Source organism: Pseudoalteromonas sp. NZS11 (assembly GCF_015864765.1).
In the GTDB taxonomy this organism is placed as follows: Bacteria; Pseudomonadota; Gammaproteobacteria; order Enterobacterales; family Alteromonadaceae; genus Pseudoalteromonas; species Pseudoalteromonas arctica.
Genome location: NZ_JADYWP010000004.1, coordinates 426,604 through 440,076, shown reverse-complemented (window position 1 = coordinate 440,076; position 13,473 = coordinate 426,604). Strand labels below are relative to the sequence as shown.

General features: G+C 38.9%; 16 protein-coding genes. 6 read left to right on the top strand and 10 right to left on the bottom strand.

The features are described 5' to 3' along the window. The first annotated feature begins 7 nt into the window (after positions 1–7). The 4 genes from I6E82_RS11560 (at position 8) to lipA (ending at position 3,260) form a co-directional block, all read left to right on the top strand. On the top strand, positions 8–1,171 hold the full coding sequence (locus I6E82_RS11560; RefSeq protein ID WP_010554697.1) for a serine hydrolase: 1,164 nt from the start codon (positions 8–10) through the stop codon (positions 1,169–1,171). Between the two features lie 175 nt (positions 1,172–1,346). After that, positions 1,347–1,625 carry a DUF493 family protein YbeD gene (gene ybeD / locus I6E82_RS11555; protein WP_002958517.1) on the top strand — a complete coding sequence of 93 codons (279 nt, stop codon included), beginning with the start codon at positions 1,347–1,349 and terminating at the stop codon, positions 1,623–1,625. A 19-nt stretch (positions 1,626–1,644) separates the two neighbouring features. Next, positions 1,645–2,298, top strand: coding sequence for a lipoyl(octanoyl) transferase LipB (gene lipB / locus I6E82_RS11550; RefSeq protein WP_010554695.1), 654 nt, complete (start codon positions 1,645–1,647; stop codon positions 2,296–2,298). Then, positions 2,295–3,260 (top strand): lipoyl synthase, encoded by a 966-nt coding sequence (gene lipA, locus I6E82_RS11545; protein ID WP_002958515.1) that lies wholly within the window; start codon positions 2,295–2,297, stop codon positions 3,258–3,260. Before lipB ends, lipA begins: the two co-directional genes overlap by 4 nt. An 80-nt stretch (positions 3,261–3,340) precedes the next feature. Here lipA and I6E82_RS11540 read toward each other — a convergent pair whose 3' ends face one another. Beyond that, on the bottom strand, positions 3,341–4,627 hold the full coding sequence (locus tag I6E82_RS11540) for a VCBS domain-containing protein (protein ID WP_101216166.1): 1,287 nt from the start codon (positions 4,625–4,627) through the stop codon (positions 3,341–3,343). A gap of 256 nt (positions 4,628–4,883) precedes the next feature. Here I6E82_RS11540 and I6E82_RS11535 point away from each other — a divergent pair, with 256 nt between their 5' ends. After that, positions 4,884–5,123: an RNA recognition motif domain-containing protein gene (locus tag I6E82_RS11535; protein ID WP_007585551.1), complete on the top strand. Its 240-nt coding sequence runs from the start codon at positions 4,884–4,886 to the stop codon at positions 5,121–5,123. Positions 5,124–5,229: 106 nt separating this feature from the next. On the opposite strand, the gene I6E82_RS11530 is transcribed toward I6E82_RS11535, so the two are convergent. Then, positions 5,230–5,379, bottom strand: a complete 150-nt coding sequence (locus I6E82_RS11530) for a hypothetical protein (protein ID WP_165783596.1) — start codon at positions 5,377–5,379, stop codon at positions 5,230–5,232. A gap of 142 nt (positions 5,380–5,521) precedes the next feature. Between I6E82_RS11530 and I6E82_RS11525 the strand changes: the two genes are divergently transcribed. Next, entirely contained in the window at positions 5,522–7,141 is a 1,620-nt protein-coding gene (locus I6E82_RS11525; protein ID WP_197117969.1) for a M28 family metallopeptidase, read from the top strand. Positions 7,142–7,176: 35 nt separating this feature from the next. Here I6E82_RS11525 and I6E82_RS11520 read toward each other — a convergent pair whose 3' ends face one another. The 8 genes from I6E82_RS11520 to I6E82_RS11485 all read right to left on the bottom strand — a co-directional run bounded on the left by I6E82_RS11520 (position 7,177) and on the right by I6E82_RS11485 (position 13,208). Then, positions 7,177–8,124 carry a PDC sensor domain-containing protein gene (locus tag I6E82_RS11520; RefSeq protein WP_197117967.1) on the bottom strand — a complete coding sequence of 316 codons (948 nt, stop codon included), beginning with the start codon at positions 8,122–8,124 and terminating at the stop codon, positions 7,177–7,179. 220 nt (positions 8,125–8,344) lie between these two features. Next, on the bottom strand, positions 8,345–8,560 hold the full coding sequence (locus I6E82_RS11515) for an EF-hand domain-containing protein (protein ID WP_002958509.1): 216 nt from the start codon (positions 8,558–8,560) through the stop codon (positions 8,345–8,347). Between the two features lie 95 nt (positions 8,561–8,655). Then, the gene (locus I6E82_RS11510; protein WP_169059900.1) at positions 8,656–8,862 is read right to left on the bottom strand and encodes a calmodulin; all 207 of its coding nucleotides are present in this window, start codon (positions 8,860–8,862) and stop codon (positions 8,656–8,658) included. A 178-nt stretch (positions 8,863–9,040) separates the two neighbouring features. After that, positions 9,041–9,253 carry a calmodulin gene (locus I6E82_RS11505; protein WP_007585535.1) on the bottom strand — a complete coding sequence of 71 codons (213 nt, stop codon included), beginning with the start codon at positions 9,251–9,253 and terminating at the stop codon, positions 9,041–9,043. Between the two features lie 615 nt (positions 9,254–9,868). Further along, positions 9,869–10,084, bottom strand: a complete 216-nt coding sequence (locus I6E82_RS11500) for a TIGR02450 family Trp-rich protein (RefSeq protein ID WP_197117965.1) — start codon at positions 10,082–10,084, stop codon at positions 9,869–9,871. A gap of 70 nt (positions 10,085–10,154) precedes the next feature. After that, positions 10,155–10,508, bottom strand: a complete 354-nt coding sequence (locus I6E82_RS11495; protein WP_007378488.1) for a cupredoxin domain-containing protein — start codon at positions 10,506–10,508, stop codon at positions 10,155–10,157. Positions 10,509–10,528: 20 nt separating this feature from the next. Continuing rightward, on the bottom strand, positions 10,529–12,775 hold the full coding sequence (locus tag I6E82_RS11490; protein WP_197117963.1) for a heavy metal translocating P-type ATPase: 2,247 nt from the start codon (positions 12,773–12,775) through the stop codon (positions 10,529–10,531). After that, on the bottom strand, positions 12,765–13,208 hold the full coding sequence (locus I6E82_RS11485; protein ID WP_010554688.1) for a MerR family transcriptional regulator: 444 nt from the start codon (positions 13,206–13,208) through the stop codon (positions 12,765–12,767). The genes I6E82_RS11490 and I6E82_RS11485 overlap by 11 nt, the downstream gene beginning before the upstream one ends. Positions 13,209–13,473: the final 265 nt, after the last annotated feature.

The following is a 13,473-nucleotide window of genomic DNA, read 5'->3' as shown; positions in this document are numbered from 1 at the left end:
GAGTATGATGAAATCTATTAAACATAAAATCCTCAAAGGTGTATGCGGCCTAGTTTGTACAGCCGCCGTATTTTCAGCCAGCGCCCAAATTATTCCGGCACCACCTCAAGTTAATGCAAAAGGTTATTTTTTGGTCGACTTTACAACAGGTAAAGTTATTGCTGAAGGTGAAGCCGATACACAGCTAGCACCTGCAAGTTTAACTAAAATGATGACCAGTTATGTAATTGGTACTGAAATTAAAGCAGGTAATATTGCCACTACCGATATGGTAACGGTAAGCGAAAAAGCATGGGCTAAAAACTTCCCAGAATCTTCAAAGATGTTTATTGAAGTAGGTAAGCAAATTAGTGTTGATCAGCTTAACCACGGTATTATTATCCAATCAGGTAATGATGCATGTGTTGCAATGGCTGAGCATATTGCTGGAAGCGAAAGCGCATTTGCTGATTTAATGAATGCCCATGCTGCTAAATTAGGTATGAGCAACAGCCACTTTATCAACAGCCACGGCCTTGATACTGACGAGCACTTCACAACGCCTCGCGATATGGCGACACTTGGTGCTGCACTTATTCGTGATGTGCCAGATGAATATGCACTTTATAAGCAAAAATCGTTTACTTATAACGGCATTAAGCAATATAACCGTAACTCATTATTGTGGGACGAAAGCTTAGATGTTGACGGTATTAAAACTGGTCATACATCAGAAGCTGGCTACAGCCTAGTTACCTCAGCAACTAAAAACGATATGCGTTTAATTGCTGTTGTTATGGGTACTACCAGCGAACGAGCTCGTAAAGTAGAAAGTAAAAAACTACTTAACTATGGTTTTCGTTTTTATGAAACAATTACTCCGTACAAAGCAGGCGATAGCTTTGCAGAACAACGTATTTGGATGGGTAACAAAGAAAATGTATCTTTAGGTATTTTAGAAGATACACCGATTACTATCCCACGTGGTCAGCATAAAAACCTTAAAGCTAACTTTGAGCTAGATAACACACTTGAAGCACCACTTGCTAAAGGTACTAAAGTAGGTACGTTATTCTTACAACTAGAGGGCGAAGATATTGCTCAATACCCACTGGTAACACTTGAAGAAGTGGAAGAAGGCAGCTTCTTTAGCAAAATTTATGATTACTTACGTTTACAGATCATGCAGTAATTTATAGCTCCCCTATTAACTAGGGTAACTAATTTAAACGTCTCCACTGTGAGGCGTTTTTTTTTACTTGAAAAATGTTAGAATGCGCCCCATATAAGCAAGACTGCTAATTGCCTATCTGTATTAAGCTTCGAGCTTGCATAGAGTCCACACTTTTGTATGAGGAGTCACCGTCGTGGTTCAACCTGTTAAAGATACTAAATTTGATGAGTACCTAGAGTACCCTTGCCCATTTACATTCAGAATAATGGGTTTAGCTAATGTAAACTTAACTGATCAAATTTTAGCTAAGTTACAACCAATAGCACCTGGCGATTACGCCCCTAAAGTAAAACCAAGCAGCAAAGGTAATTACGAGTCAGTAAGCCTTGTAGCAACGGTTACCAGTGGCAAACACATTGAAGAAATTTACAACGTGATCAGCAATATTGATGACGTACGCCACATGCTTTAAGCCATAGTTGAGATTTGTTGTGAACGAAAACACTTTGATCGTACGCCAACTGGGTCGTCAGCGTTATATGCCAATTTGGCAAAAAATGCAGGACTTTACCGACACCCGTGATGAAAATACGCCAGATGAAATTTGGCTTGTAGAGCACGAGAGTGTATTCACCCAAGGTCAGGCTGGTAAGGACGAACACTTACTAGCTCCTGGCGACATTGAGGTGATTAAAGTTGACCGTGGTGGACAAGTAACTTATCACGGCCCTGGCCAGCAAATGATGTATGTATTATTTAATCTACGTCGTTTAAAGATTGGTGTACGTGAATTGGTTACATGGCTTGAAGAGTGCATTATTGAATCACTCGCCGAGTATGGTATTGAAGCTTATGCTAAAGCTGATGCACCCGGTGTTTACGTTAACGACAGCAAAATTGCATCCCTTGGATTACGAGTTCGTCGTGGTTGCTCGTTTCATGGCTTAGCATTAAATGTTAACATGGACCTAAGTCCATTTTTACGCATTAACCCATGTGGTTATGCGGGCATGAATATGGTGCAAACTAAAGAATTAGATGGTCCTCAAAACCTAGAAAGTGCAGGTGAAGGATTGGTGAAACACATGATCAAGAAGCTTAATGCAACACAGGTTAAGCATACTGAAGGGTTTGAAAACGAATGAATAAACCAGTCAAAATGGAACCAGGTGTAAAACTACGCGACGCAGAAAAAATGGCGTTGATCCCAGTAAAAGTTTTACCTACAGAAAAAACTGAAATGTTGCGTAAGCCAGAATGGTTAAAAATTCGCTTACCTAAATCAACCGATCGCATTGACGGCATTAAAAAAGCGCTACGTAAGCATGGCTTACACTCGGTATGTGAAGAGGCTTCGTGCCCTAACCTATCTGAATGCTTTAACCACGGTACAGCTACCTTTATGATTTTAGGTGCTATTTGTACTCGTCGTTGCCCATTTTGTGATGTTGCCCATGGTCGCCCATTAAAACCTGATGCCACTGAACCTGAAAAGCTAGCACTTACTATAAAAGATATGAAGCTAAGCTACGTTGTAATCACTTCAGTTGACCGTGATGATTTACGAGATGGCGGTGCTCAGCATTTTGCCGATTGTATTCGCGAGATTCGTAAACATAATCCAACTATCACTATCGAAATTTTAGTACCTGATTTTCGTGGTCGTATGGACCGCGCATTAGAAATATTAATCGAGACGCCACCAGATGTGTTTAACCACAATCTTGAAACTGCGCCACGTTTATACAAACTAGCTCGCCCAGGTGCTGACTACAAATGGTCATTAGAATTACTTCGTCGCTTTAAAGAAGCTCACCCAGAAGTTAAAACTAAATCAGGCTTAATGGTAGGTTTAGGTGAAGAAATTAGCGAAATTGAAGAAGTACTTCGCGATTTACGTGCACACAACGTTGACATGCTAACTGTAGGCCAATATCTACAACCTTCTAAGCATCACTTACCGGTTAAACGCTACGTGCCACCAGTAGAGTTTGACGGCTTAAAAGCGTATGCAGACGAAATTGGCTTTACTCACGCGGCTTCAGGTCCGTTTGTACGCTCAAGCTACCATGCTGATCAACAAGCAGCGGGCAAAGAAGTAAAATAACCACTTTTATCAAAGAATAAAAAAAGCCGTTAATAATGCATAATTATTAACGGCTTTTTCATGCTAATTGATAAAATAGCTTACTGCGCTAACTTACCTCTTGTGATAGAAAAATCAGCAAACCTAACACGTTCTTCATCAACTCGAAGGCTGTCGGTTTCAACAATTGAGCGGTATATTCCCCACTTAGGACGAGCAAAATCATCATCATTAAAGCCACGCCACATATCTATGTTTTGCTCGCTTATATTAAATATCTCTGCGTTGTCGCTTAAGCGCGTTAATGTCATATCAAGCTTACCACTTTCACTAAATGTAGCTTGTACAAATACCTCGACCCATTCATCTGTAATTAAAGACCAGTCGGTTTCAATTAAGTTTTTATCAAGACCCGTGCTGTTACCGTTTTCGTCAAAGCCTGCGCTATACCGCACTTGCAGTTGATTGCCTGTACTATTTTTTTGCGCTCCTGAGAGAGTGATAATAGGCTGATCGTCATTACCATTGGTGTTGTCGTTACTCTCGTTACGGGCTTTTATTTGAAAAAAATGGCTAAACTTACTCGTAAGCTCAAGCTCGCTACTTACTTTAAATTTCCAGCTGTATTGAAATGTCTCACCCTCAAACGCCAGTGTTTCTTGCGGTGATTTATCGTAGGTTTTTATTTCGTTGCGTTGCCTGTCACTTGCACCTTTGTCTTTATCTTGGTCATCATCTCGGTGGGCTAAAAATACAAAATGGTTACCAATTATCGTATCGGTATCTTCGATAATATGGACAACACTTTCATGATTGCTAGCGTATAAGTCTGGAGATTCAATTGACCCTTCGCCGAATGCATTTTCAATAAGTGTGTATGCGTCAAGTCCCGAATCTACGCCATCTGATTGCAATAACACGTGCGAGATGCTCTCAAAGCCATCAGCTTGAGTTATTGGTGCACCAACAATTGTTATGATAATTTGTGCGCCAGTACCATCTAAAGAGTTTACTGTTATTGTGTCTTGCAGTGTTTCGTCTTCACTTAAAGATGTTATTGAAGCGTTTAAATCATCAAGTGTATATGACCAATTTCCACCAGCATTTAAGCTAAAAAAACCATAGCTTGTAGCGCTATTTTCTTGTGCTATAAAAGCAGCCTCACCGGATTGTTGATCAGTAATGGTTAATGAGCCTGTTATTGCATCATTACTATCACTAATAACTTCGCCTCGGCTATTACCACCAATTATTGCTGGAGTTTTTAAAGTAATCGCTTCATTATTTTGCACCGTAGAATCAGAGCCAGAGCTGCCACAACCAACAACTAAACAAGATAGAAGTGCGGTTGTAATTACATTACGCAGTTTAAGATTATATTTAGGCATTGTTAGCTTTATAGTTAATAGTAAGTTAATAAAACATAAACTTACCAATTAACTATGCAAATAACCACAACTCAATTACCAATTAACATGACCAATTTAATGGCAATCCATTTAAAATTATAAAAGCTATGTTTTTTCAGTGTGATACAAACAATTATTCCTATAGAACGTTTATTTATATATGTTTTAAAATAAAATTAGGTTAAAGCTGAGTTACTTGAGATAATTAGTACTGACATAATTATTTAGGTTCATTATGAAACTATTAGTTCGTAACTTGTCTCGTGCTACCACTGAGCATGAGCTTCGTACTTTATTTGCAGAGCACGGTAAAGTGACTACCTGCAACTTGGTACTTGATAAAGAAACTGGCCAATCTAAAGGCTTTGCCTTTTTAGAAATGCCAAACGACATAGAAAGTAAAAGCGCCATTAAAGCACTTAACCAATCTACTGTTGATAAAAGTAAGATCCGCGTAAAGCTTGCAGACGCATAAAGCTAACTGCAACTTATACTAAAAAACCAGCTAATGCTGGTTTTTTGCTTTTAGTGCCAAGTATTGTATTTAAGCTTTATATTTAGCTAAAAAAACTAAGCGGTTATTAAGCCGCTTTTTTTATACTTATAGTGCCCAATATTATAAAAGAAGCAGACAGCACAAAAAATGTCTCCTGCTCAGCTAATATTGCAGCAGCAAAAAATGCAATGCCACTAGCTATAAATAAATACCCACTTTTTTTACATTGGTTCATTATGTGCTCCTTTAGGTTGTTCGTTATTTATACACCTTATAAAATCAATCTGCAATTGAATGAAAAGTTCTCTATAAAAATTCGACATCGCTGCGGTGCTTCCTTTATATTGAAAGCCTATTTAAATAACAATATGAAGACTATGGCATCTACTCTTTTAAAAAGCGCTAGCCTAAGCCTGCTAGTTGCACTCTTTGGCTGCTCAGAGCCTGCAAGCCAACAAACCCCATTAGAAAATACAGCAGGTGTAAGCCTTAGCAATATTAAACAGCATATTAAAACGCTAGCCTCTGATGACTTTCAAGGCCGAGGCCCGCTTACTCATGGGGAAGTGAAAACGGTAGGCTACTTAAGCGAGCAATATAAAGCGCTGGGTTTAACCGGTGCTTATAAAGGTAAATACTTACAGCCTGTAAAAATGGCAATGGTGACAGCTAATCAGGACATGCAGTTAAAGGTAGGTGATTTGAGCTTTGAATCAGGCAAAGACTTTACCGCACGTACCGAGCAACTTCAGCCATTAATTGATGTAAGAAGCTCTGACGTTGTATTTGCGGGCTACGGTATTAATGCGCCAGAATATAGCTGGAATGACTATAAAAATATTGATGTAACTGGTAAAACAGTGGTTGTGCTCGTTAACGATCCAGGCTTTGCTACTCAAAACGATGCCCTTTTTACTGGCAATGCAATGACCTACTACGGTCGCTGGACTTATAAATATGAAGAAGCCGCTCGCCAAGGTGCAAAGGCTGTATTTATTGTTCATGAAACAGCACCTGCGGCATACCCTTGGGGCGTAGTTGAAAGTTCAAACACCGGCACTAAATACACGTTAATGGATAACAATTTAAACGCGTCTAAATTACCGGTTATGGGCTGGCTAACACTTGATGCGACTGAGAAAATGTTTAACGCCGCAAAGCTTAACTATCAAGATTTAAAACAAGCAGCATTAAATGATGACTTTAAAGCGACGCCACTTAACTTAAAAGCAAACCTTGCCTTTAAAAACGAAGTATCTCATGCAAAATCGCATAACGTAGTTGCACAAATTACAGGTAGCGAATCACCTGACGAATACGTTGTTATTAGCGCTCACTGGGACCACTTTGGTACTAAACAAACTGATACTGGCCCTAAGATTTATAACGGCGCAGTAGATAACGCTTCAGGCACTGCAGCCACGCTTGAAATAGCACGCATCATGAGCAAAATGAACAAGCAAAAACCATTTAAACGCTCAATTATTTTTGCTAACTTTACAGCAGAAGAAACGGGGTTAATTGGTTCTGAAGAATTTGCATCGGGTGCGGTTGTACCTACAAAAAAAATGGTCGGTCTATTAAATATTGATGGCATGAACGTGCTTGATGGCACTGACTACATTTTACAATACGGTAAAGATTTATCGACAATGGAAAACTATTTAGCAAAGGCTGCAAAATCACAAGGCCGTGTTGTTAAAATGGATCCTCGCCCGCAAAATGGCTTATTTTTTAGATCTGATCATTTCTCACTTTCTAAGCAAGGTGTGCCTAGTCTATTATTTATGAGCCTGGGCGATACCGATCCTGAGTACATTGCGCATAAATACCATAAAGAAGCAGACGACTACTCAGCTGATTGGTCGTTAGGTGGCGTTAAGCAAGATATAGATCTTATTGTTGATATAGCCACTCAACTTGCAAACAATGGCGATTGGCCAAAGTGGACGAGCGAGTCTGACTTTAAAGCCAAACGCGCGCACGATAAACAATAAATAACAATTAATAGTTATGTAATATAAAAATCCTCCTACTTGGAGGATTTTTGTTTTAAACGAGCCTGCATTAATAGCGTTTCGGCCTTTGCTCCTAAATAAACATAGATAGCCAGTGCAATTAAAAGCCCCACTACTGCCAGCATCATCGCTATTGCAGGCATTAAATATTCCGATTGCCCCAGCGCCGCTTTAAACATAGTTAACAGCGCCTCAATTGATATAGCAATCAACACGGTAGATATAAACCGTGTAATAGTGCGCCGCGTAGATGAGTGCCTAAAAATATCCTTATGCATAAGGATTTCTTCTTCGAGTATTGTTTTACCTAAATCGAATACTGCTAATGCTAGGGTGATGTAAATAATGATACTAAAGGGTTCAAGTGGGTCTGATGAGGTATCTACATGGGTTAATAGCGCGTATATATCATTAAACACGATATTTAGTAAAAATAATACTAAGCAAAATAAGCACGCAACAATAATACCGTAACCCGCTTTAAAGTAAGGCGACATATTAGCGCGCGCAGTATCACCCATTACAAACTCAATAAGCTGCGTTAAGCTCACATCAACGACCAAGTAATGTTGATTATTAATTGGTTTTTTTAGTTCTTTAATCGCCGATATACATAAATGGTTAGTCGCTATAGAAATGTAGGGATCAGTAAAGCACACTTTATCACTTGCTTTAGCGTTCAAAAAATAGGGGCGCTCGCTTAAATCTTGTTGATTACCACTTTCACCTAGTTTTTTGCTATATGCGCGTTTAAAGCAGACATTATTACCCTGCTGCAAACCTTCTGCATTTAAACAATATTGTAATTCTAAAAATGGGTACTGCTTAATCAGGTAGCGGGTATCACGCTCTTTAGTTAACCCATCCTCAATACTCATCAAAATAGATTCAAGTAAGCTGTGTATTACATGCTCATATTCGTGGTAGCGCTCAACACTACTGATATAACTCATTCGCGCCATTTTAAATACTCATTAACCTAAGTTATAAATAGATTTGCAAGTTTAAAACCAATAATAAAATAACTTAATAATCAGTAACTTGACTCTATTCAAACTCAAGTTTTGCACTACTTTGGTGACTAAACAGTAATATATTAAATTAAATGCACAAAAAAGCAGCTAAGTATTAATTACTTAGCTGCTTTTTGAGTATGACTGGTAAGGTTCTACATAGAGCTTATTACTGAACCTTCGAAAACTCTTCTTTAGATAATTCGCCATTTCCATCTGCATCTAATTGATCAAAAAGCTGTACTAGTTGCGAGTTTACTTGGGCTTCTGTTTTACTAATTACGCCGTCGCCATCTGTATCAAAAGAATCAAAATCTACCGCAGCAAACGCCGCTGAAGAAGAAGCTAGGGCTACAAGAGCTAGAGTTTTGTGTAATGTTTTCATAATCGTTTCCTTAGGCTTTGAGCCTGATTAGGGGTGACCTGATTAGAGGTAAGAAGTCCTTTTCAAAGATCCTTTAGGAGTAAAGTGTTTATAAATTAATATTCAAAAAAATCATTTTCTGTCGGACCACCGCTACTTTGAACATTCAGCTCGTCAAATTGCTTTATCACTTGCGCCGATTCTTCAGCTTGGCTAATTGAAGCGTTGTCGTCTGCATCGAGTGTTTCAAAGTGTGTGTTTGCAAATACTACTGACGAAGAAACAATAGCCATAAGTACAAATGTTGATTGTAGCTTTTTCATAATTTAATCCTTCAAAAGTATGCGGTGTCCTAAATAAATTTGCTCTATAGTGCTCTCTAGTCACTTCCTGGTTATTCTTTTTAGTAGGCTCCCTTGCCTACTTAGGTTGTCTTTGGCAACTCAGAATTTAGATAACATTACAGAGCATTAACTGCTTAAACTGCTTAAGGCTTTAATTTTAGGCCTTAGAAAACTCATCTTCAGATAGCTCACCATCTTGGTTTGTATCGAGTTCTTCAAATTTGCTTAAAAGCTCAGCATCAACTGATGCTTCGGCTTGGCTGATTGCGCCATTACCATCTACGTCTAGCGTATCAAAATCTGTTGCTGCAAAAGCCGCTGATGAAGAAGCTAGCGCCATTAGTACTAATGTTGATTGAAATGTTTTCATAATAGTATTCCTTCATTGGGTTGTTGCGATTAAGGCCTTTGGCTTTCATCACGTTTTGCTTGATACACTCTAGGTACTACAACTTCGGTGCCACTTTTTATTTATTACTTAAAAACAATGAGTTAAACGATATAAAGCAAAAGATACTTAATTTGGGGAGGTGTTATTGTTGCTATTTAGCAACAGCCATTTAACTAAAAATAATAAACCACTATAAATCAATTGGTTAAGTTTAATTAAAAAGACACACTTTAGCTAAAAAGCCAATAACGGGGGCGTTCGGGTTAGTCTTCAAAATAAACTGAATATGAACATGGAAGTAACATAGGATTTATTCGCGGCTATTAAAAAATTAATTTACTTATAATCAGTAAGTTACATTGTTTTTGAGATTTGTTATAAAAATTTTGGAAGGATACTTTGAAATTAACTGTTTTGTTGCCAAATGGCGAATTACTCAGAAAGAATGTGATATATGAGCTAAGTTATAGCATTGAGTTCATAACTTAATGCGCCGTAAAATATAGGTTCGCTTGAGTTAAGCAAACCTATATCGTGTTCCAGCTATCTGCAAATGTGCCGCTATTGGAGTGAGGTAAATTATGTAGATTTAAACTACTTCCACCCTTGTAGCCACTTTTGGTTATCTTTTAAATCTCGCCAACTAATTAGGTATTGATTTTTTGACATAACAGCCTCGGTAATACACTCAATTACATTACCATCTTCATCAAATTCCACCTCAACAATAATGAAGTGTTTTTCTTTATTTATAGAAGGTGTTGCGGTCCATTTACTATTCAATAATTTTTTAGGGTTTAATTTATTCATTTAATATAGCGACTCTTACTCGTAACTTTTATAAGGCAACTATACGACCCCAACACCTACTTAGTTCAGGTTACTGAGCAACTAGCTTGCCCTTATACATTTGCATTTGGCAATGAAAGTCATACTCACCGGCTTCAAGCGCGGGTAGTTTAACTGTGTTGCCATCACCCATTGCCAGCGTTTTACTTATATCAAGCTGTGGAAATACCACGGTTTCGGCGCACGGCGCGCTGTCTTTTCTATCAAAGGTAAGTACAACCTCTTTGTTGGCTGCCACTTTAATGTGTCCTGGCTTATAAACACCGTTATCAACGACTATCGTTACTTTGTTGTCATCACTTTGTGTTTGCTCTGGTTTGTATAGCCAAAACCAATAAATAATTGCGGCTATTAACAGTGCACCACCTATATTAATCATCAACATAATGTACTCCTTAGCTTAAATTACGATTTATTTGGTTTGAAAAAACGTAAGCGATTAGCGTTACTTACCACTGTAAGCGATGAAAGTGCCATAGCTGCACCTGCAACAACAGGGTTAAGTAGTATTCCAAAAAATGGATACAACACGCCGGCTGCAATCGGAATACCCGCCACGTTATAAATAAAGGCACCAAATAGGTTCTGTTTAATATTTAAAATAGTTGCACTACTCACTGCAATTGCATCAGCAAGGCCATGTAACGAACCACGCATTAAGGTAATGTCTGCACTTTCTATTGCAACATCGGTACCTGTGCCAATTGCAAACCCTACATCGGCTTGCGCAAGTGCGGGGGCATCGTTAATACCGTCACCTGTCATACCCACTATTTCACCGTTTGCTTGACGTTTTGTTACTTCGTTTACTTTATCATCGGGCATTACTTCTGCAATAAAGTCATCAATACCAACTTGCTTAGCAACGGCTTGTGCAGTGGCTTTGTTGTCACCTGTTAGCATAACTAGGTGAATACCTTTATCTTGCAGGCGTTTAATAGCTTCAACTGAATCCTCTTTAATAGGATCTGCTACTGCAATAATAGCTTGGAGCTTATTATTACTTGCAAAATACATGGGCGTTTTAGCATCACTGGCAAGTGTTTGAGCTTGCTCGGTTGCATCATCAACGGCTACATCGTATTTATCCATTAGCGCTTTATTACCAAACAACAATGTTTGCCCGTCAACACTGCCGGTTACACCTTTACCTGTAATTGCGTTAAAGTCGGCTACTTTACTTAAAGCTAAGCCCTGCTTTTTAGCGTGTGCCGTAATTGCTTCTGCCAGTGGATGCTCTGAGCTACTTTCAAGGCTTGCAACACGTTGCATTACTGTATTTTCATCACTGTTATTAAACGTAACTACATCGGTAACTTGCGGTGTACCTTGAGTAATAGTGCCTGTTTTATCTAAAATCATGGTGGTGATTTTAGATGTTGTTTGCAGCGACTCACCATTTCGAATTAATATTCCTGACTCTGCAGCTTTACCAATACCCACCATAACCGACATAGGGGTTGCGAGTCCTAGCGCACAAGGACACGCAATAATAAGTACAGTGGTTATTGCAACAACGGCATAAGCAATTGATGGCTCAGGTCCAAAGTTTAACCATGCAAGGCCCGCAAGTACTGCAATAATCATGACTGTTGGTACAAATATTCCTGATATAACATCAGCTAAGCGCCCTATTGATGGCTTAGAGTTTTGTGCACGCTTTACCATATTGATAATATTGGCAAGTGTGGTTTCGCTACCAATGTGCGTGGCTTTAAATAATAAAGTACCACTTTTATTAATACTTCCGGCAACGACTTTGTCGCCCGTTTTTTTGCTTACAGCCATTGGCTCACCAGTAAGCATTGACTCATCAACCGTACTGCTGCCTTCAATAACATCGCCATCCACAGGGATTTTTTCACCCGGGCGTACGCGTACTTCATCATTTTTTACAACATCACTAATGTCGATGTCTTGCTCTTGCCCATCGCGAATTACGCGTGCAGTTTTTGGTTGCAGGCCAATTAAGCGTTTAATTGCTTGTGAGGTGCGCCCACGTGCTTTTACTTCAAAAGCGAGCCCTAAACTAATTAAACCGATGATCATCGATGATGCTTCAAAATATACGTGTCTTGCAACTTCCGGTAATAAGTTTGGTGCTATTACCACAAACATTGAATACAACCACGCAGTACCTGTACCAAGCGCTATTAATGTATCCATATTGGCAGCATGGTTTTTGAATGCCTGCCATGCACCGTTGTAAAATTGTTTACCTGATATAGCCATAACCACAAGCGTGACTATACCCACTAAAAACCATGCTATTCGTTGTGTGTCGGTGGTCACACTCATGTCAAAAATAAGCCCGTATATCATTAACGGCGCACCGACCCCTAACGCTAATATCATATTACGCATTAGCTTTTTATAATGTGCCTCATCCGACTTTGCTTTTTCATCAAGTGCATCTTGATCAGACTCGTTACTCATTGGCTTAGCTGAATAACCAATGTTTTCGACTGCTTTAATAAGCGTGCTTTCGCAAGCTTTACCTTCTACACGGACAGTACGCTGTGCAAAGTTCATTTCCACGTTTTGCGCGCCTTGCACGCTATTAAGGGCTTTTTCAATTTTAGCCACACAACTGCCGCAATTAGCGCCTTCAATAATAAAGTTTTGCGCGGTGTCTTTTGTATTAGTCGTCATTACGCTGCTCCTTATTTGCAGAATCGTTTATTGGATCAACAAAAGATTCTATTAAACTACACACGTCACTGGCATTTGCACCATCGGCTGATGTATCCCATTGCGCCAGAGCTGCATGCATTCTGTTTCGTAATTTTAATGTTTCTTGAAATAGTGCTTCGGTTTCTTCTAGGCGTTTAGTAATGAGTTTACGCGTTAACGGACAAGGACAATTCCCCTGCTCTGACTCGCCTATAATGTGTTGAATATCTTTGAGTGAAAAACCAAGTTGACGAGAGCTAATAATAAACTTTAAACGCTGCTGGTCTTGCTTTGTATACTCTTGATAGCCATTTTCTTCACTGCGTATTGGGTTAAGTAACCCAACACGTGTGTAATGACGAACAGTATCGGCAGTCACGCCCATTAACTTGGCGAGTTGTTTAACATACATAATTTAGCTCCGTCGTGTTTCAGTAGCTTCATAATAAACCTAGGTGCAACACATAGGTCAATGACTATTTTAAAACTAATAAAATAATACCAATTCGCTTAACTAAGTAACCTATTTAAGACAAGAAAATCGTGTTGATAACAAGGCAAAGGTTTCGTTATTTAGTTGTTATCACTAATTGCCTCTGCATCCATGCAGTTGTATATCAAAAATGTTTAACGCAGTTAGCGCCGAATTTAATCCCTCAAATTGATTAAGTATTGTT